The 17,972-nt window shown below is 65.8% G+C and carries 16 protein-coding genes; 9 read left to right on the top strand and 7 right to left on the bottom strand.

Annotated elements, in window-relative coordinates:
* Window positions 1-42: 42 nt before the first annotated feature.
* The 4 genes from queE to P5W98_RS00210 all read left to right on the top strand — a co-directional run bounded on the left by queE (window position 43) and on the right by P5W98_RS00210 (window position 2,951).
* Window positions 43-675, top strand: coding sequence for a 7-carboxy-7-deazaguanine synthase (queE, locus tag P5W98_RS00195; protein ID WP_421044676.1), 633 nt, complete (start codon window positions 43-45; stop codon window positions 673-675).
* A gap of 41 nt (window positions 676-716) precedes the next feature.
* Window positions 717-1,160 (top strand): 6-carboxytetrahydropterin synthase QueD, encoded by a 444-nt coding sequence (gene queD, locus P5W98_RS00200; RefSeq protein ID WP_421025134.1) that lies wholly within the window; start codon window positions 717-719, stop codon window positions 1,158-1,160.
* Between the two features lie 205 nt (window positions 1,161-1,365).
* Window positions 1,366-2,148 carry an HpcH/HpaI aldolase family protein gene (locus tag P5W98_RS00205; protein ID WP_421022671.1) on the top strand — a complete coding sequence of 261 codons (783 nt, stop codon included), beginning with the start codon at window positions 1,366-1,368 and terminating at the stop codon, window positions 2,146-2,148.
* Between the two features lie 89 nt (window positions 2,149-2,237).
* Window positions 2,238-2,951 carry a tetratricopeptide repeat protein gene (locus tag P5W98_RS00210; protein ID WP_421025135.1) on the top strand — a complete coding sequence of 238 codons (714 nt, stop codon included), beginning with the start codon at window positions 2,238-2,240 and terminating at the stop codon, window positions 2,949-2,951.
* A gap of 27 nt (window positions 2,952-2,978) precedes the next feature.
* Here P5W98_RS00210 and rodA read toward each other — a convergent pair whose 3' ends face one another.
* The 5 genes from rodA to P5W98_RS00235 form a co-directional block, all read right to left on the bottom strand.
* Complete coding sequence (rodA, locus tag P5W98_RS00215; protein ID WP_421022672.1) at window positions 2,979-4,145, bottom strand: rod shape-determining protein RodA; 1,167 nt, start codon at window positions 4,143-4,145, stop codon at window positions 2,979-2,981.
* Between the two features lie 9 nt (window positions 4,146-4,154).
* Window positions 4,155-6,635, bottom strand: a complete 2,481-nt coding sequence (gene mrdA, locus P5W98_RS00220) for a penicillin-binding protein 2 (RefSeq protein WP_421022673.1) — start codon at window positions 6,633-6,635, stop codon at window positions 4,155-4,157.
* A gap of 114 nt (window positions 6,636-6,749) precedes the next feature.
* The gene (mreD, locus tag P5W98_RS00225) at window positions 6,750-7,262 is read right to left on the bottom strand and encodes a rod shape-determining protein MreD (protein ID WP_421022674.1); all 513 of its coding nucleotides are present in this window, start codon (window positions 7,260-7,262) and stop codon (window positions 6,750-6,752) included.
* Complete coding sequence (mreC, locus tag P5W98_RS00230) at window positions 7,262-8,365, bottom strand: rod shape-determining protein MreC (RefSeq protein ID WP_421022675.1); 1,104 nt, start codon at window positions 8,363-8,365, stop codon at window positions 7,262-7,264. Before mreC ends, mreD begins: the two co-directional genes overlap by 1 nt.
* A 199-nt stretch (window positions 8,366-8,564) precedes the next feature.
* A complete protein-coding gene (locus P5W98_RS00235; protein ID WP_004189550.1) occupies window positions 8,565-9,608 on the bottom strand; it encodes a rod shape-determining protein in 1,044 nt (347 codons plus the stop codon).
* 379 nt (window positions 9,609-9,987) lie between these two features.
* On the opposite strand from P5W98_RS00235, the gene gatC reads away from it, so the two are divergent.
* From gatC to P5W98_RS00260, 5 genes are all read left to right on the top strand, one after another.
* Entirely contained in the window at window positions 9,988-10,287 is a 300-nt protein-coding gene (gene gatC / locus P5W98_RS00240) for an Asp-tRNA(Asn)/Glu-tRNA(Gln) amidotransferase subunit GatC (RefSeq protein ID WP_421022676.1), read from the top strand.
* 164 nt (window positions 10,288-10,451) lie between these two features.
* Window positions 10,452-11,942: an Asp-tRNA(Asn)/Glu-tRNA(Gln) amidotransferase subunit GatA gene (gene gatA / locus P5W98_RS00245; protein WP_421022677.1), complete on the top strand. Its 1,491-nt coding sequence runs from the start codon at window positions 10,452-10,454 to the stop codon at window positions 11,940-11,942.
* Window positions 11,943-11,945: 3 nt separating this feature from the next.
* Window positions 11,946-13,421: an Asp-tRNA(Asn)/Glu-tRNA(Gln) amidotransferase subunit GatB gene (gatB, locus tag P5W98_RS00250; RefSeq protein WP_421022678.1), complete on the top strand. Its 1,476-nt coding sequence runs from the start codon at window positions 11,946-11,948 to the stop codon at window positions 13,419-13,421.
* A gap of 114 nt (window positions 13,422-13,535) precedes the next feature.
* On the top strand, window positions 13,536-14,372 hold the full coding sequence (locus tag P5W98_RS00255) for a PPK2 family polyphosphate kinase (RefSeq protein ID WP_421022679.1): 837 nt from the start codon (window positions 13,536-13,538) through the stop codon (window positions 14,370-14,372).
* Window positions 14,373-14,456: 84 nt separating this feature from the next.
* Window positions 14,457-15,239 carry an exodeoxyribonuclease III gene (locus tag P5W98_RS00260; protein WP_421022680.1) on the top strand — a complete coding sequence of 261 codons (783 nt, stop codon included), beginning with the start codon at window positions 14,457-14,459 and terminating at the stop codon, window positions 15,237-15,239.
* Window positions 15,240-15,277: 38 nt separating this feature from the next.
* Here P5W98_RS00260 and P5W98_RS00265 read toward each other — a convergent pair whose 3' ends face one another.
* Window positions 15,278-16,456 carry a M48 family metallopeptidase gene (locus P5W98_RS00265; RefSeq protein ID WP_434718112.1) on the bottom strand — a complete coding sequence of 393 codons (1,179 nt, stop codon included), beginning with the start codon at window positions 16,454-16,456 and terminating at the stop codon, window positions 15,278-15,280.
* Window positions 16,453-17,895 (bottom strand): AmpG family muropeptide MFS transporter, encoded by a 1,443-nt coding sequence (locus tag P5W98_RS00270; RefSeq protein WP_421022682.1) that lies wholly within the window; start codon window positions 17,893-17,895, stop codon window positions 16,453-16,455. The genes P5W98_RS00265 and P5W98_RS00270 overlap by 4 nt, the downstream gene beginning before the upstream one ends.
* Window positions 17,896-17,972: the final 77 nt, after the last annotated feature.

Below are 17,972 nucleotides of genomic sequence, written 5' to 3' on the forward strand. Positions count from 1 at the left end.
TGCGCAGTGAACGCGCGCATTGAACATGATCAGGCAGTAAGCATGACGTACGCAGTAAAGGAAATTTTCTACACATTGCAGGGCGAGGGCGCGAACGCCGGACGTCCGGCCGTGTTTTGCCGGTTCGCCGGCTGCAACTTGTGGTCGGGCCGCGAGGAAGACCGTGAAACGGCGGTCTGTCGTTTCTGCGACACCGATTTCGTGGGCACCGACGGCGAGAACGGCGGCAAGTACCGCACGCCCGAGGAACTCGTCGCGATGATCGCGTCGCTCTGGCCCGAAGGCGAGGGCAACCGCTTCGTCGTGTGCACCGGCGGCGAGCCGATGCTGCAGATCGACCAGCCGTTCGTCGATGCGCTGCATGCCGCCGGCTTCGAGATCGCCATTGAAACCAATGGTTCGCTGCCCGTGCTGGATACCATCGACTGGATCTGCGTGAGCCCGAAGGCCGACGCGCCGCTCGTCGTCACGAAGGGCAACGAGTTGAAGGTGGTGGTGCCCCAGGACAACCAGCGCCTCGCCGACTATGCGAAGCTCGATTTCGAGTATTTCCTCGTTCAGCCGATGGACGGCCCGTCGCGCGACCTGAACACGAAGCTCGCGATCGACTGGTGCAAGCGCCATCCGCAATGGCGCCTGTCGATGCAGACTCACAAGTACCTGAACATTCCCTGAGCATCCCCTGATTCCTTGCCTGACTGGTTAAAAGCGCCGTGCTGACGATCACCCGAAAACTCGAATTCGACGCGGGCCACCGCATTCCCGACCACCGCAGCCAGTGTCGCAACCTGCACGGCCATCGCTACGTGCTGGAAGTCACGCTGCAAGGCGACACCGTCGAAACGGAAGGCGCGCCCGACCGCGGCATGGTGATGGATTTCGCCGACGTGAAGGCGCTCGCGAACCAGCATCTCGTCGATTTGTGGGATCACGCGTTCATCGTCTTCGAAGACGACGCGCAGGTGCGCGGTTTTCTCGAAACGTTGCCGGGTCACAAGACGGTCGTGATCGACCGCATTCCGACCGTGGAAAATCTCGCGGCCATCGCGTTCGAGATCCTCGCTAACGTTTACGACGCGCATTACGGCGTGAATCTGCAACTGCAAAAGCTGCGTCTGTACGAAACGCCGAATTGCTGGGCTGAAGTCACGCGCGATTGAGCGCCGGCATCGAGGCCCGCGCCGAGCCCTAAGGCCGGGTTTTCCGCCCGGCCCTCAAACTTTTGTCGCGGTATGATCGTTCCGGCAAGGCCCGCGTCCGCGCGGCCCGACAACACAACGGAGCGAGACATGCCGGCTGCGGCGCTGCCGGGCCGCCAGGCCCGCGCGGGACGCGCGCGTCCCGCAACTCGCCGGGAGCACGGCAATGAGCACCTTCACTAATCCCCTCAAGGAACGCCTCAAGGAAGCTGAGCCGCTTTACGGCCTGTGGCTTTCGATGGGCAGCGAGACCGCCGCCGAGGCGCTCGCGCACGCCGGTTTCGACTGGCTGCTGATCGACATGGAGCATTCGCCCAACGACAGCAGCGACGTCATCGCGCAATTACGTGCGATCGCGGCGGCCCATTTGCCGACCGAGCCGGTCGTGCGCATCCAGGCGAACGAGCCGTGGCTCGTCAAGCGCGTGCTCGACGCGGGCGTGCGCACGGTGATGTTTCCCAACGTGACCTCCGCCGACGAAGCCGCCCGTGTGGTGAGCTACACCCAATATCCCGATGCCGATGCGCCGGGCGGCCAGCGCGGCGTCGCGGGCGTGGTGCGCGCGGCGGCCTACGGCATGCGGCGCGATTATCTGCATGGCGCGAACGCGCAAGTCGCCTCGATCATCCAGATCGAATCGGCGGCGGCACTCGGCGAGGTCGAGAAAATCGCAGTGGTGCCGGGCGTCGATTGTCTCTTCGCCGGGCCTGCCGATCTTGCCGCAAGCCTCGGCCATCTGGGCGATTCGAAGCACCCTGACGTCGTTGCCGCGATGACGCGCATCGTTGCCGCAGCGCGTGCGGCAGGCGTGGGGGCGGGCATCTTTGCAATGGATGCCGCGCAGGCGAAGCAGTATCGCGAGATGGGCTTCAACTTCGTCGCGCTCGCCGCCGATGTCATCTGGCTCATGCGCGCGACGCGCCAGGCGCTCCAGGAGGCGAGGTCATGAAGCGTCCGAAAGCGTTGCGCGCGCAGTTTGTCGGCGTGGTGGCGGCGGCTTGTGTCGCTGGCGCGGCGTTTGGCGCAAGCGGCCAGACGATGGCGGCTGGTGCCGCGGGGGCAGCGAGCGCGAGTGCAGGTGCACGTACAGGGGCAAGTGCAGGTGCAAGTGCGGGTGCAAGCGCGGCCGTCACGAAACCCGTTGCAGGTGCGCAATCCGATCCGCAGACGGCCAACGCCGTGGCCGACTACAACGCCGGCAATCTCGCGGGCGCGCGCGCCGAATTCAAGGCCGCCGCCGAGCGCGGCAACCGGCTCGCCGAGTTCAACTACGCGATGATGCTGATCAACGGCGAGGGCGGCGGCGCCGACGTGGGCGAGGGCCGCAAGTGGCTGCGCAAGGCCGCCGACGCGAACATGTCCCATGCGCAGTACGTCTACGGCAAGATGTACGACGACGGCGATTTCGTCGAGCGCGACCCGGCGCTGGCGCATCAGTGGTTCCTGAAGGCCGCGAAGCAGGGCCACGTGCAGGCCGAGCTCGCGCTGGCGAACCAGTTCCTCGATGGGCGCGGCACGTCGCGAGACAACAAGCAGGCGTTCTACTGGTACAAGAAGGCCGCCGAGGGCGGCGACATGACGGCGCAGTACGTGACCGGCTCGTTCTACGAGCGCGGCGGCGACGGCGTGCCGAAGAACCTGAACGTCGCGCGCGCCTACTATGCGGCGGCGGCCGCGCAGGGCGACCAGGTGGCGCTGCTCAAGTACAAGCAGTTGAGCGCGCAACTGATGAAGGCGGCACCGCCGCAATGAGTGCGGTGGGTGTGGAAGACGGCAGGCCTAGCTCTGCATCAGCCGCTTCTGCCGCCCGACGCTCATGATCAGCCCGATGGCGACGCCGAGCGTCGTGAGCGCGGTGCCGCCGTAGCTCATGAACGGCAGCGGCACGCCCACCACGGGCAGGATGCCGCTCACCATGCCGATATTCACGAACGCATAGGTGAAGAACGCCATCGTGAGCGAGCCGGCCAATAATCGCCCGAATAGCGTCGCGCCGTTGGCGGCGATATAGAGCCCGCGTGCGATCAGGCACATGTAGAGCGTGAGCAGCACGATCCCGCCCGCCATGCCGAACTCCTCCGAGAACACCGCGAAGATGAAGTCAGTGTGCTTCTCGGGGATGAACTCCAGATGCGACTGCGTGCCCTTGAGCCAGCCCTTGCCGAGCGGGCCGCCCGAGCCGATGGCGATCACCGCCTGAATCGTGTGGAAGCCCTTGCCGAGCGGGTCGGAAGTCGGGTCGAGCAGCGTGCAGATGCGGTGTTTCTGGTAATCGTGCAGGAGCGGCCAGTTCACCTGCGGCTGGCAGATCTTGTCCTGGAACGCCGCGATCGACGCCACGGCAATCACGCCTGCAATGAGCACCGGCACGATCAGCTTGAACGAGAGCCCCGCGAAATAAATTACGAAGAAGCCCGCAGCGAACACGAGCACGGCGGTGCCGAGGTCCGGCTGCTTGGCGATCAGCCCCACCGGCACGAGCAGGATCACGAAGCCGACCACGAAGTCGTACCAGCGCATCACGCCTTCGCGGCGCTGGTAGTACCACGCGAGCATGAGCGGCGTGGCGATCTTGAGAATCTCGGAAGGCTGGATCACGACCCCCACGTTAATCCAGCGCTTTGCGCCCTTGCGCGTGAGGCCGAATAGCGCGACCGCGATCAGCAGGGCGATGCCGAACGTGTAGACCGGCACCGCGAAGCGCATGAGCGTGGTGGGTGGGACATTGGCGAGCGCCCACATCAGCACGAAGGTAAACATGATGTTGCGCAGCTGGTCTTCGACGCGGCCCGGCATGTCGAGGGTTGCGCTATACAGCGTGACGATGCCCACGCACAGCAGCAGGAACACCGTGAGCGCGAGCGGGCGATCGAAGCCCACGAACATCTTGCGCAACGCGTCCAGCACGGCGCGCTTGTCGATCTTTTCGAACTGGAAGAAAGGCATGGGAATTCCTTACTCGTCGATGCCGCCCGTGGCGCGCAAGGGCTGCGGCGCGAGCGTGGCCGCGTCGGGCGCGCTGGCGGGGCGGCGCGGGCGATGCGGACCTGGGCCGAAATGGCGGGGCAGCGAGGCAGCGCCGGGCCGCTGGGCCGCAGCTTCGTTGTCCGGCGCCGCAGTGCCTGGCGTGGTGGTCGCGGTGCCGCCGCTCACGGCATCGGTGCCCTGGGGGGCCTCGGGGGCGGCCGGCCCGGCGCTCGGCTTGTGCGTTTTCTCGCGGGCGCTCGCGCTGGCGGGCCTGGATGCACCGGCTCGTGCCGGCGCGGCGCCGGGCACGGTCGCGGCGGAGGTGCCCGATGTGGCCGCAGCCGCAGAAGCTTCGGAGGCCGCCGCAGCAGCCGAAGCCGCCGCCGCGGCCGAAGCCGCTTCGGCTGCCGAAGCCGCGCCGGGAATCGGCAGTGGCGTGAAGCCCGCCGCAACCCTGACCGGCGTTGTTCCTGTGGTCCCCGAGCTGGCCAGCGGCGCACCGCCGATGGTGGGCGCGGACGCATCCTGCGTGGCCGAGGCCGCCTCGGCCACGGCAGCCTGCTCGACGCCTGGCTTCAGGCGGTCGACGAGCCAGTAATCGAGCACGCGCCGCGCGATCGGACCCGCTGACTGCGCACCCCAGCCGCCGTTCTCGACGATCAGCGCGACGGCGATCTGCGGCTTTTCGGCGGGCGCGAACGCAATGAAGAGCGCGTGGTCGCGCAGATGCTCGGCGAGCGCATGCGCCTGATACTTGCCGCCCTGCAGCGAGAACACCTGCGCCGTGCCGGTCTTGCCCGCCGAGGTGTAGGGCGCGTTTTTGAAGACCGCGTAGGCCGTGCCTGAGGGGTTCATGTCGACGTTTTCCATGCCGCGCTTCACGACGTCGATATCGGACTGTTTCACGTTCAGCCGGCCGCTTTCGTTCGGCACGGTGAGGTGCTGCGCCTTCGTGATCGGATTTTCGATCTCCTTCACGAGGTGGGGCTTCATGAGGACGCCGTTATTGGCGAGCGTGGCCGTCGCGTGGGCGAGTTGCAGGATCGTGAACGAGTTGTAGCCCTGGCCGATGCCAAGGCTGATGGTCTCGCCTTCGTACCAGCGCTGTTGCTCGGGCCGGCGATAGGCTTTGCGCTTCCACTCGGTGGAGGGCAGGATGCCGCGCGCCTCGCCTGCGATGTCGATGCCGGTCAACTGGCCAAAGCCGAGCGGCTTCATGAAGTTCGCGATGTTGTCCACGCCCAGGTCGTGCGCGAGCATGAAGAAGTAGGTGTCGTTCGACACCATGATCGCCTTGTTCATGTCGACCCAGCCCTGGCCGGAGCGCACATCGTTGTTGAAGCGATGGCCGCCGAACATGTAGAAGCCCGGGTCCGAGAAGCCCCAGCCCGGCGTGCGCTTGTGCAGCGTGAGCGCGGCGAGCGCCATGAATGGCTTGTAGGTCGAGCCCGGCGGGTAGGTGCCGTGCAGCGGCCGGTTCAGGAGCGGGTGATCGGGCGAGTTGTTCAGCGCGTCCCAGGTCTGCTGGTCGATACCGTCCACGAACGAGTTCGGGTCGAAGCTCGGCGCCGAAACGAACGCGAGAATGTCGCCCGTGGACGGCTCGATCGCCACGAGCGCGCCGCGCTTGCCCGCGAAGGCCTGCTCGGCCACTTGCTGCAAGCCGATGTCGAGCGAGAGCACGAGATTGTTGCCGGGCGTGGCCTGGGTGCGCTTGAGCGTGCGCACGGGGCGCCCGCCTGCGGTCACCTCGACTTCCTCGAAGCCGGTCAGGCCGTGCAGCTCCGTTTCGTAGCTCTGCTCGACGCCGATCTTGCCGATGTAGTCGGTGCCCTTGTAGTTGTTCGCGTCGAGCCGCGGATCGTAATGCTCGGGATCCTCGTCATTCTTGTCGCTCATGTCGTCGATGCGCTCCTGGTCGCGCTGCGAGATGCGGCCGATATAGCCGATCACGTGCGCGGCCGTGGTGCCGAGCGGGTATTGACGGAACAGGCGCGCGCGCACCTCCACGCCGGGAAAGCGAAAGCGCTGCGCGGTGAAGCGTGAGACTTCCTCGTCGGTGAGGCGGGTGCGGATCGGCAGGCTCTCGAAGTTCTTCGAGTCCTCGAGCAGCTTCTTGAAGCGGCGGCGGTCGCGCGCGTCGATCGGGATCACCGTCGAGAGTTCGTCGATGGTGTTGTCGAGCGTGTCGGTGAGCTTCGAGGGCGTGATTTCGAGTGTGTACGCCGAGTAGTTCTTCGCGAGCACGACGCCGTTGCGGTCGGTGATGATGCCGCGGTTCGGCACGATGGGCGCGACCGAGATGCGGTTCTCGTCGGCCTGCAGCGAGTACTTGTTGTGGTTCCAGACTTGCAGCCAGAGGAACCGGAACGCGATCAGCCCGAAGCAGACGAACACGAACACGCCCGCAGCCGCGACGCGCAGGCGGAATTTCGTGAGCTGCTGCTGGGTGTCCTTGAATTCGGTCATGCGCTCGGAGCAGCGGGGCCCGCGCCTCGCTCAGGCGCTGCGGCGGGCCGATCGTGCCGGTGGTAAGGATGGGTCATCGATTGCGTCTTCAACGGGAAGCGGCGTGCGCGCCGCTCAAATGGGCCGGGTGTCGTCGGGGTCGACGGGGCGGCGCTGCGGCAGCAGCAGCACGATGCTGGCGAGCGGCCAGAGCACGGCCTCCACGAAGCCGCTGATCAGATAGCCCCAGCCGGGGAACGGCGCGCCCATCAGGAGGCGCACCACGAACGGCACGATCTGCGCGCCGACGAGCATCGGCATGACGGCGAACATCTGCACGCCGAGCGACATCCAGAGCACGCGGCGATGAATCGTGATCGCGCCATAGGAGAGCAGCGTGTAGGCGAGCGCGTGCTCGCCCAGCAGGTTCGCATTGTGCACGTCCATCAGCAGCCCGAGGCAGAACGCGATGCCCATGCCGACCTTGCGCGGCTGGTGAATGTTCCAGAACAGCAGCACGAGCGCGACGAAGTCCGGAATGCCCGGCAGCTTGCCCCAGGGCAGCAGGTTTAGCAGGAACGCGGCCGCGAGGCTGAACGCGATGAAATACGGGTTGACCGGCTGCAGGATGTATTGCGGGCGCGTCATCAATGCCCCCCCTGCGGCTTCGCGGGCGCGGCTGCAGGCGCCTTCGCCGCAGTGCTCGCATGTTCCGCCGCCTGGGTCTTCGCCTGGGGCGCCGGCGCGCCGGTGGGTGCGCCGGTTGATGCATTAGCGGCGGGCTTGGCTCCAGCAGGCTTCGATTTGTCGTCGGCCTTCTTGTCCGCAGCCTTCGACTTTTTCTTCTTCGCGTCCTTGGCCTCGGCGGCGGCAGCGGCAGAAGCGGCTTCGGCGGCCTCGATCGGATTGGGCGGCACTTGCGCCACGAAATGCAGCACCAGCACCTCGCGCGCGCCCCGAACCGCCGCGAGCGGCACGCAGATCACGCGCGCAAACGCCGTGTCGGCCTGCTTGTCGATGCGCAGCACCTTCGCGACCGGCAGCCCTTGCGGATACACGCCGTCGAGACCGCTCGTCACGAGTTCGTCGCCCACTTGCACGTCGGCGCTGATCGGCACGAAGCGCAGGTCGAGCAGATCGCCCTTGGCCGTGCCGTAGATCACGCTGCGCAGGCCGGTGCGCACGATCTCGACCGGCACTGCCAGGTCTTTGTCGGTCACGAGCGTGACCTCGGACTGCATCGGGAACACCCGCGTGACCTGCCCGATCACGCCGTCTTCGCTTACCACAGGCGCGCCGTCCTGCACGCCCTGCTGGGTGCCGCCGCCGATCACGACCTTCTGCGTGAACGGGTCGCGTGTGTCGTACTGGATCTCGGCGGGCGTGGTTTGCGCGCCGATGCGCTGTGAAAGCTGCAGCAGCGCGCGCAGATGCGCGTTTTCGGCGGCGAGCGTGGCCGCGTCGTTGGCTTGCTGCGAGAGCTGTAGATTGCGCGCGTGCAGTTTGGCGTTGTCCTGGCGCAACGCGGCGCTCGTCACGGCGAGATCGGCCGCGCCCATGAAGAGGTCGCGCGGCACGAGGGCGGCGCGTTGCAGCGGGTAAAGACCTGCGCCGAGCACGCCGCGCACGACTTCGAGGGTCTTGAAGCGGGCGTCGGAGATCAGCAGCGCAATCGACAGAACGACGAAGAAGATTAGCCGTGCGAGTGCCGAGGGGCCTTGCTTGAATAAAGGCGGCGGACTGTATTCCATGGTCGGCGCCGGGCGCGTGTGCGGTTCGGTGAAACTAACGATGAGACGTAAAACGCAACAGCGGCGCCTTGGTCGGCGCCGCGTTGCGGACGGTGCGGCGGTGTGCGTGCCGCCGCAGCCAAGTGTGCTTCAATTGCGCAGCCTTTGCCCGTAGCCGGGCACTGGCTGGGCACTGCGGCTATGCAACGCGGCAGCGCGCTTACTCGTACGAGAAGATGCTGCCGAGCTTGTCCATGCGCTCGAGCGCCATGCCCGAGCCGCGCACCACGCAGGTGAGCGGATCTTCTGCCACCAGCACCGGCAGGCCGGTTTCCTCGGCGAGCAGACGGTCGAGGTCGCGCAGCAGCGCGCCGCCGCCCGTGAGCATCATGCCGCGCTCGGCGATGTCGGCGCCCAGTTCCGGCGGCGTTTGCTCGAGGGCGATCTTCACGGACGAGACGATCTGGTTCAGCGGGTCGGTGAGCGCTTCGAGGATTTCGTTGCTCGAAATCGTGAAGCTGCGCGGAATACCTTCCGACAGGTTGCGGCCCTTCACTTCCATTTCCTTGACTTCGGAGCCGGGGAACGCCGAGCCGATTTCCTTTTTGATGGCCTCGGCGGTTTGCTCGCCGATCAGCATGCCGTAGTTGCGGCGGATGTAGTTGACGATGGCCTCGTCGAACTTGTCGCCGCCCACGCGCACCGAGCCCTTGTAGACGATGCCGCCGAGCGAGATCACGCCCACTTCGGTCGTGCCGCCGCCGATGTCGACGACCATCGAGCCGGTGGCTTCCGAAACCGGCAGGCCCGCGCCGATCGCGGCGGCCATGGGTTCTTCAATGAGATAGACCTGCGAGGCGCCGGCGCCGTGCGCGGCTTCCTTGATCGCGCGGCGCTCGACCTGGGTGGAGCCGCACGGCACGCAAATGATGATGCGCGGCGACGGCGAGAACATGCGCGATTCGTGTGCAGTCTTGATGAACTGCTTGATCATCTGCTCGGTGACGGTGAAGTCGGCGATCACGCCGTCCTTCATCGGGCGGATGGCTTCGATGTTGCCCGGCACCTTGCCAAGCATCTGCTTGGCTTCCTTGCCGACCGCCTGGATCGTCTTCTTGCCGTTGGGGCCGCCTTCCTGGCGAATGGACACGACCGAGGGTTCGTCGAGGACGATGCCCTTGCCGCGCATGTAGATCAGGGTGTTGGCGGTGCCGAGGTCGATCGCGAGATCGTTGGAGAAATAGCTACGCAGAAAACCGAACATTCAAAAATCCTGTCTCGCTTGTGGCCGACCTTGGGACGAGCGGGTCACGGGGCGGCAGCGGAAAAAATAACAGCCTCAGGACGGGCGGAAAGCGCCGCCGCGAGGAGCCTGAAACTGCGGGAATGGTTACCGGAGTTGGCCACGCTGGGCGCCGCCTGAGCGCTCATTGCAACGATCAGGGATGAAAGGCGGGCGCAAGGCGGTCCGGGTTTGAGTCGAACGCGTAATGATACCTTATAATTTTGCCTGTTTTGCAGGATCCGAAGGGCAGTTTTTGACTTCGTCGAAGCTTTTCTCTACCCCCGGATCCGGTGCGATAAACCGCTGTTGCAGCACTGATTTTTCCGCACTGCCTCAGCCTCTTTTTTCCGGTGACCGCATGGCCCTGACCCTGACCGATGTGAAGCGCATCGCGCATCTTGCGCGCCTCGAACTGGCCGAAGCCGAGGCCGGCAATACGCTCGAGCGCCTGAATAACTTCTTCGGGCTCGTCGAGCAGATGCAGGCCGTGGACACGACGGGCATCGCGCCGCTCGCACATCCGATCGAGCAGATCGAAGACGTCGCGCTGCGACTGCGCGAGGACGCGGTAACCGAAATCGTGGACCGCGACGCCTTTCAGCGCCCCGCGCCCGCGGTACAGGACGGACTTTACCTCGTGCCGCGCGTGATTGAGTAAATACGCGCTCATTTCCCGTCATTTTCGATGAAGTTCGAGTTAGATAACCTTAACTTCACGAATACGGAAACCCGAATCCGGCGCAGCCCGTACACGCGTGCGAGGCGCCCCCGGCGGCGCGAAACGTTGTGGACGCGCCGTTACGTTCTTCCAGGAATCACGCAATGCATGACAATAGTTTGACCGAATTGCGCGCCGCACTGGCCGCAAAGGCATGCTCCGCCGTCGAACTGGCTCAGCATTTTTTGAGCCGAATTGATGCGAATCAAGATCTGAATGCCTTCGTCGACGTCAATCCCGAGCTCACGCTCGCGCAGGCCAAAGCCGCCGACGCGCTCATCGCGGGCGGCAACGCCGGCCCGCTGACCGGCATTCCGCTCGCACACAAGGACGTGTTCGTCACGCGCGGCTGGCGCTCGACCGCCGGCTCGAAGATGCTCGCCAATTACGTGAGCCCGTTCGACGCGACTGTCGTGACGCGTCTCGAGCGCGCGGGCATGGTCTGCGTCGGCAAGACCAACATGGACGAATTCGCGATGGGCTCGTCCAACGAGAACTCGCATTTCGGCGCGGTGAAGAACCCGTGGGACAAGCAGGCCGTGCCGGGTGGCTCGTCGGGCGGCTCGGCAGCTGCCGTGGCCGCGCGCCTGGCCGTGGCCGCGACCGGCACCGACACGGGCGGCTCGATCCGTCAGCCCGCGTCGTTCTCGGGCATCACGGGCATCAAGCCCACCTATGGCCGCGTGTCGCGCTACGGCATGATCGCGTTTGCGTCGTCGCTGGACCAGGGCGGCCCGATGGCGCACAGCGCCGCCGACTGCGCGCTCCTGCTCAACGCGATGGCGGGCTTCGACGAGCGCGATTCCACGAGCCTCCAGCGCGACGACGAAGACTACACGCGCCACCTCGGCCAGACGTGGAGCGCTAGCGCAACGGCCGACAAGCCGCTCGCGGGCCTGCGCATCGGCCTGCCGAAGGAATACTTCGGCGCGGGTCTGGCCGACGAGGTGCGCGCCGCCATCGACGCCGCGCTCAAGGTCTACGAATCGCTCGGCGCCACGCTCGTGGAAGTCACGCTGCCGAAGACCGAGCTCTCGATCCCCGTTTATTACGTGATCGCGCCGGCGGAAGCCTCGTCGAACCTTTCGCGTTTCGACGGCGTGCGCTTCGGCCATCGCGCGGCCGAGTACACCGATCTGCTCGACATGTACAAGAAGTCGCGCGCCGAGGGCTTCGGCCACGAGGTGAAGCGCCGCATCCTGGTGGGCACCTACGTGCTCTCGCACGGCTACTACGACGCGTATTACCTGCAGGCGCAGAAGATCCGGCGCATCATCGCGCAGGACTTTCAGGAAGCGTTCAAGCAGTGCGACGTCATCATGGGGCCGGTCGCGCCGAGCGTGGCGTGGGACCTTGGCGCGAAGGGCGACGATCCGCTGCAGATGTATCTCGCCGACATCTACACGCTCTCCACGAGCCTCGCGGGCCTGCCCGGCATGAGCGTGCCGTGCGGCTTCGGCGCCGGTGCGAACGCGCAACGTCCGGTCGGTCTGCAGATCGTCGGCAACTATTTCAACGAGGCCCGCATGCTGCAGGTCGCCGACGCTTTCCAGCGCGCGACCGAATGGCATCGCAAGGCGCCGGCAGGGGTGTAAAGCATGAGCACGCAATGGGAAGTCGTTATCGGTCTCGAGACGCACGCGCAATTGTCGACGGCGTCGAAGATCTTCTCGGGCGCATCGACGCAATTCGGCGCGGCTCCGAACACGCAGGCCTGCCCCGTCGATCTCGCGCTGCCGGGCGTGCTGCCGGTGATGAACCGCGGCGCGGTCGAGCGCGCGATCCGCTTCGGCCTCGCGATCAACGCGACGGTTGCGTCGCGCAGCATCTTCGCGCGCAAGAACTACTTCTACCCGGATCTGCCGAAGGGCTATCAGATCAGCCAGTACGAGATTCCGGTCGTGCAGGGCGGGCAGATCACGATCCAGGTGCCCGCCAACGAAAAGGCCGGCAAGGAAGCGTACGAGAAGACCATCAATCTCACGCGCGCGCACCTCGAAGAAGACGCGGGCAAGTCGCTGCACGAAGACTTCGCGGGCATGACGGGCATCGACCTGAACCGCGCCGGCACGCCGCTGCTCGAAATCGTCACCGAACCTGAAATGCGCAGCGCCGCCGAAGCGGTGGCATACGCGAAGTCGCTGCACACGCTGGTCGTGTGGCTCGGCATTTGCGACGGCAACATGCAGGAAGGCTCGTTCCGCTGCGACGCGAACGTTTCGGTGCGCCCGGTCGGCCAGAAGGAATTCGGCACGCGCGCCGAGATCAAGAACCTGAACTCGTTCCGCTTCCTCGAAGAAGCGATCCAGTACGAAGTGCGCCGCCAGATCGAGCTGATCGAAGACGGCGGCACCGTGGTGCAGGAGACGCGTCTGTACGACCCGGACAAGCGCGAGACGCGCTCGATGCGCAGCAAGGAAGACGCGCACGACTACCGCTATTTCCCCGACCCCGACCTCATGCCGCTCGTGATCGATGCGGCGTGGGTCGAGCGCGTGAAGGGCGAGATGCCCGAGCTGCCCGCGACGATGCAAACGCGCTTCGTCGAGCAGTACGGCGTGACGCCGTACGATGCGAACGTGCTCACGTCGAGCAAGGCGATGGCGGCGTACTTCGAAGCGGTCGTGGCGAAGACCGGCGCTGCCCAGGCGAAGGCCGCCGCGAACTGGCTGATGGGCGAAGTGTCCTCGCAGCTGAACCGCGAAGGCCTCGACATCGGCGCCTCGCCGGTCTCGGCCGCGCAGTTCGCGCTGCTGCTCCAGCGCATCGCCGACGGCACGATCTCGAACAAGATCGCCAAGGAAGTGTTCCAGGCGATGTGGGACGAGAAGGCCGCAGACGTTGCCGCAGCGGATCGCATCATCGAAGCGAAGGGCCTCAAGCAGATTTCGGATACGGGCGCGCTCGAAGCGATCATCGACGAGGTGCTCGCGGCGAACCAGAAGTCGGTCGAGGAATTCCGCGCGGGCAAGGAAAAGGCGTTCAACGCGCTGATCGGCCAGGCGATGAAGGCCACCAAGGGCAAGGCCAATCCGCAGCAAGTCAACGAACTGCTGAAGAAGAAGCTGGGCTGATCGAGCCGGGCTGGCGTTCGGGTTGACGCAAGTCGTTGTGGGGCGGCGTCGCGCGCATGGCGTGCGGTGCCGCCTTGCCGTTTCAGGGTCCAGCAACAAGGAGGAGTGCAGCGCATGGCGAAGTCCCCGAGTCTCGACGATTACCGTGTGCCGTATGCCGGCGACAAGAAAGCGGAGAAGTTCGCGCCCGAGGCGATCGACCCGACCGAGAAGCCGTTCTCGACCGGCAGCAAGGATGGCGACCGTGAACGCCTCGCGGAAATCGGCGCAAGGCTCGACGAGCTGCAGGAGCGCCTGCATGCGCAGCGTCACCATCGCGTGCTGCTCGTGCTCCAGGGCATGGACACGAGCGGCAAGGACGGCACCGTGCGCGGCGTGTTCCACGAGGTCGACCCGCTCGGGCTGCGCATCGTGCCGTTTCGCGCGCCTACGCCCATCGAGTCGGCGCACGACTTCCTCTGGCGCGTGCATATGCAGGTGCCCGCCGCCGGCGAACTGGCCGTCTTCAACCGCAGCCACTACGAAGACGTGCTCGTGCCGCGCGTGATGCGCCAGATCGACATGGACGAGTGCGAGCGCCGCTACCGGCAGATCCGCGACTTCGAGGCCATGCTCGTGGAGAACGGCACGACCATCATCAAGTGCTGGCTGCACATTTCGAAAGACGAGCAACGCCGCCGCATCCAGGCGCGCATCGACGACCCCACCAAGCACTGGAAATTCGATCTTTCCGATATCGAGGCGCGCAAGCACTGGGACGCCTACCAGGCGGCGTATCGCGATGCGCTCGCGGCCACGTCGACGGAAGTCGCACCGTGGTACGTGATTCCCGCCGATTCGAAGACGCATCGCAATGTGATGGTGGCCGAGTTGCTGCTGCGTCTGATGGACGGACTGAAGCTCGAGTTTCCGCCGGCCAAGGCCGAGCTCGCGGGCGTGAAGGTCGAATGACGCTTCGGAGCGACTCCAGAGCGACGCCAGGGCGGCTCAATGCGCTCCCATCTCCCAACCGCGCAAATCAAAAGGACTGAAGACATGCTGCGTGTGATCACCGCGAACCTCAATGGCATCCGCTCCGCGGCGAAGAAGGGTTTCTTCGAATGGTTCGGCGAGCAGAACGCCGACGTGCTCTGCGTGCAGGAAATCAAGTGCTCGCAGGACGACATGACGCCCGAATTCATGGCGCCGCACGATTTCAAGGGCTATTTCCAGCACGCCGTGAAGAAGGGCTATAGCGGCGCGGGCGTCTACACGCGCCATGAACCCGACGATGTGATCATCGGCTTCGGTAGCGAGGAGTTCGACGTGGAAGGCCGTTACGTCGAGACGCGCTTCGGCAAGCTCTCGGTGATTTCGGTGTACGTGCCGTCGGGTTCGAGCGGCGAGGAACGCCAGCAGGCGAAGTACCGCTTCATGGATGCGTTCCTGCCGCATCTCGAAGCCCTCAAGCGCGAACGCGAGGTGATCCTGTGCGGCGACGTCAATATCGTCCACAAGGAAATCGACATCAAGAACTGGAAGGGCAACCAGAAGAATTCGGGCTGCCTGCCCGAAGAGCGCGCTTGGCTCACCAAGCTTTTCGACGACGTGGGCTACGTCGACGTGTTCCGCACGCTCGATCCGCGCCCCGAGCAGTACACGTGGTGGAGCAACCGTGGCCAGGCCTACGCGAAGAACGTGGGGTGGCGCATCGACTACGAGATCGCGACGCCCGGCATCGCGGCGACAGCGAAGCACACGTCCATTTTCAAGGACATCAAGTTCAGCGACCATGCGCCGCTGACCATCGACTACGACTACAAGATCAAGAAGCGCTGAGCGCGCGTCGGGCGGCTCGAGGCCGCCTCGCGCGCTCGTCAGGGCGCAGCTGTGGCCGTTACCTTCGAGCGCTTCGGCACCGGAATGCCCTGATAGTCGGGCAAGCTGGCCAATGGCTTGCCGATTGCCTTCGCGTAGAGCGGCATCATGTCGACGAGCCGCTTGGCGATGTCCGCGCGCCGCGCCGGCGGATACGGATGCACGTAGATGAAGCCCTGGTCGCGGTCGGCGCGCGTGGCCGTGGCGAGCTTGTCCCAGACCGTGAGCGCCGCGCGCGGATCGAAGCCCGCGCGGGCGGCGATGTCGCTGCCGATCACGTCGGCTTCGGTTTCGTCGTCGCGGCCATAATGCATCTCAACGAGACGCGAGCCGATGCCGAGCGGGAACATGCCGAGATCCGCGAGCCCGAACAGTTGCGGCGCCACGCCCGCCTCGATCTGCGCGGCCTGCTGCTCGCCGAGCCGCTCGCGCACATGCTCGCGCACCGCATGCGCGATCTCGTGGCCGAGCAGCATGCCGAGTTCGTTGTCGTTGAGCTTCACGCGATCGAGCACGCCGCCGTACACCACGAGCTTGCCGCCCGGTAGACAGTACATGCGGATGTCCGGCGAGCGGATCACCGCCACTTCCCACTTCCAGTTTTTCACGCGATCGCTCCATTTGAGCGCATAGGGCGCGAGCCGGTCGACGAGCTGGCGCACGCGCTGCGCGTGCGGATCGGAGTCGGGGTAGAGCAGTTTCGAGTGCGCTGCGCCGCGCACGATCTCGGTGTATTCGGCGGCGGCCTGCGCTTCGAGCATCGGCGACGGGATCAGGTTGCGAAACGCCGCGATGTTGCCAAAACGCACGACGCGGCCCGTGTTCGGTCCGCCGGACGTGGCGTTGGCGGACGCAGAAGCACTGCCGGCCTGCGCCTGCGCTGGCTGCGCATTCGCGCCGGAAGTAGCCGCAGCTGTGCCGATGGCCTCGGCCGCGCTCGCGAGCGCGGCCGGCGTGGAGGGCACCGAGGTCGAATTGGCCGGGACGCTCGCCGATGTGCTCGCGGATCCATTCGCGCTAGAACTGCCGGCAGCGGCCTCAGCGGCGCCGGCAAGACCCGCATGCAGGACTCCCCACATGGGCAGCGCTGCGGCGAGCGCCCGCGCGAGCGTGCTGCTCCACCCCGGACGGTGATGCGTCGGGTGGCGGGCGGGCACGGCATGCTGGCGGGACTTCACTTCCGGATTCTCCACGGGGCGATACGAATGAGCAGCAGCATACCCGGTACCGCGAGCACCGTGCAGACGATGAAGTAATCGAACCAGCCGATCTTCGCGACCACATAACCGCTGGCTGCGGACGCGAGCGTGCGCGGCACCGAGGCGAGGCTCGTGAACAGCGCGAATTGCGTCGCCGTATAGCGCGGATCGGTGGTGCTGGCGATATACGCGGTGAACGCGGCGAGCGTGAGGCCGGTCGCGAACGTCTCGAGGCCGTAGACGAGCGCGAGCGCGGCGGCGCGCGGGTCCAGCGCGAGCTGCGCGTGCAGGCCGACGGCGCTGGCGAGTTGCGCGACGCCATGGAGGGCGTCCTGAATGAGCGCGAGCGTGGGGGAGCCCGGGCCGAGCTGCGCGAGCCAGGCGAAGCCGAGCGTCGAGACCATCTGCAGGAAGCCGAAGATCCATAGACCGCGTCCGATGCCGATCTTCACGAGCGCCACGCCGCCGATGATGCCGCCCGCGAGACTCGCGCCGAACGCGGTCATCTTGGCGATCACGCCGATCTCGGTGCGCGAGTAGCCGATATCGAGGAAGAACGACGTCGAAAGCGTCGTGGCCATGGTGTCGCCGAGCTTGTACAGGAAGATGAAAGCGAGCACGAAGAGTGCCGCGCCCAGACCGTCGCGTTTCACGAATTCGGCGAACGGCTGCACGATGGCTTCGCGCAGGTTCTTCGGCGGCGCGCCGTGCACTTCCGGCTCGCTCACCACCAGCGACATGATCATGCCGGGAATCATGAACACCGCCGTCACGACGAACACGGTGCTCCACGGCAGATGATCGGAGAGAATCAGCGCGAGCGAACCGGGTACGAGCGCCGCGATCTTGTACGCGTTCACGTGCACCGCATTGCCGAGGCCTTGCTCGGTGTCCTTGAGCAACTCGCGCCGGTAGGCGTCGATGGCGATGTCCTGGCTCGCGCCGAAGAACGCCACGAGCGCGGTGAGCGCGGCCACGGTCCAGATCGACTCCTTCGGCGAAACGAAGCCGAGCGTGGCAATCGCCCCCGCCACGAGAATCTGCGTGACGAGCATCCAGCCGCGCCGGCGCCCCGGGCGCCAGCCGGGCAGACGCGGTACGTAACGGTCCATGAGCGGCGCCCAGACGAACTTCCACGTATAGGGGAACTGGATCAGCGCGAACAGGCCGATTTCCTTGAGGTTGACGCCTTCCGAGCGCAGCCACGCCTGCACCAGATAGACGAGCGTAAAGAGCGGCAACCCCGAGGTGAAGCCGAGAAACACGCAGATCAGCATGTGCGTATTCAGGTACGCGCGCCAGCCGGGGTGGTCTTCGTGTGCGTCCAGGTTGTGTGATGCCAGAGGCGTCTGGGTTACATCGGACGCCTGGGACGTCTGCGGGGTGTCCGTGGCGGCCTCTTGGGGCGGATTCTGCATGGGGTCCGGGATATCGGCGGAGTGTCGTCGGAGGGCGGCGGCGCGGTGACCAGCGGGTGACCAGCGTGGTTTGCTGA

The sequence above is a fragment of the Paraburkholderia sp. A1BS-2L genome (assembly GCF_051125205.1).
Lineage (GTDB): Bacteria > Pseudomonadota > Gammaproteobacteria > Burkholderiales > Burkholderiaceae > Paraburkholderia.

What these genes read in the sequence shown, in the direction of transcription:
- queE (WP_421044676.1), top strand. Translation starts at nt 43, where the DNA reads ATGACGTACGCAGTAAAGGAAATTTTCTACACATTGCAGGGCGAGGGC.
- P5W98_RS00205 (WP_421022671.1), top strand. Translation starts at nt 1,366, where the DNA reads ATGAGCACCTTCACTAATCCCCTCAAGGAACGCCTCAAGGAAGCTGAG.
- P5W98_RS00210 (WP_421025135.1), top strand. Translation starts at nt 2,238, where the DNA reads ATGGCGGCTGGTGCCGCGGGGGCAGCGAGCGCGAGTGCAGGTGCACGT.
- rodA (WP_421022672.1), bottom strand. Translation starts at nt 4,145, where the DNA reads ATGCCTTTCTTCCAGTTCGAAAAGATCGACAAGCGCGCCGTGCTGGAC.
- mrdA (WP_421022673.1), bottom strand. Translation starts at nt 6,635, where the DNA reads ATGACCGAATTCAAGGACACCCAGCAGCAGCTCACGAAATTCCGCCTG.
- mreD (WP_421022674.1), bottom strand. Translation starts at nt 7,262, where the DNA reads ATGACGCGCCCGCAATACATCCTGCAGCCGGTCAACCCGTATTTCATC.
- mreC (WP_421022675.1), bottom strand. Translation starts at nt 8,365, where the DNA reads ATGGAATACAGTCCGCCGCCTTTATTCAAGCAAGGCCCCTCGGCACTC.
- P5W98_RS00235 (WP_004189550.1), bottom strand. Translation starts at nt 9,608, where the DNA reads ATGTTCGGTTTTCTGCGTAGCTATTTCTCCAACGATCTCGCGATCGAC.
- gatC (WP_421022676.1), top strand. Translation starts at nt 9,988, where the DNA reads ATGGCCCTGACCCTGACCGATGTGAAGCGCATCGCGCATCTTGCGCGC.
- gatA (WP_421022677.1), top strand. Translation starts at nt 10,452, where the DNA reads ATGCATGACAATAGTTTGACCGAATTGCGCGCCGCACTGGCCGCAAAG.
- gatB (WP_421022678.1), top strand. Translation starts at nt 11,946, where the DNA reads ATGAGCACGCAATGGGAAGTCGTTATCGGTCTCGAGACGCACGCGCAA.
- P5W98_RS00255 (WP_421022679.1), top strand. Translation starts at nt 13,536, where the DNA reads ATGGCGAAGTCCCCGAGTCTCGACGATTACCGTGTGCCGTATGCCGGC.
- P5W98_RS00260 (WP_421022680.1), top strand. Translation starts at nt 14,457, where the DNA reads ATGCTGCGTGTGATCACCGCGAACCTCAATGGCATCCGCTCCGCGGCG.
- P5W98_RS00270 (WP_421022682.1), bottom strand. Translation starts at nt 17,895, where the DNA reads ATGCAGAATCCGCCCCAAGAGGCCGCCACGGACACCCCGCAGACGTCC.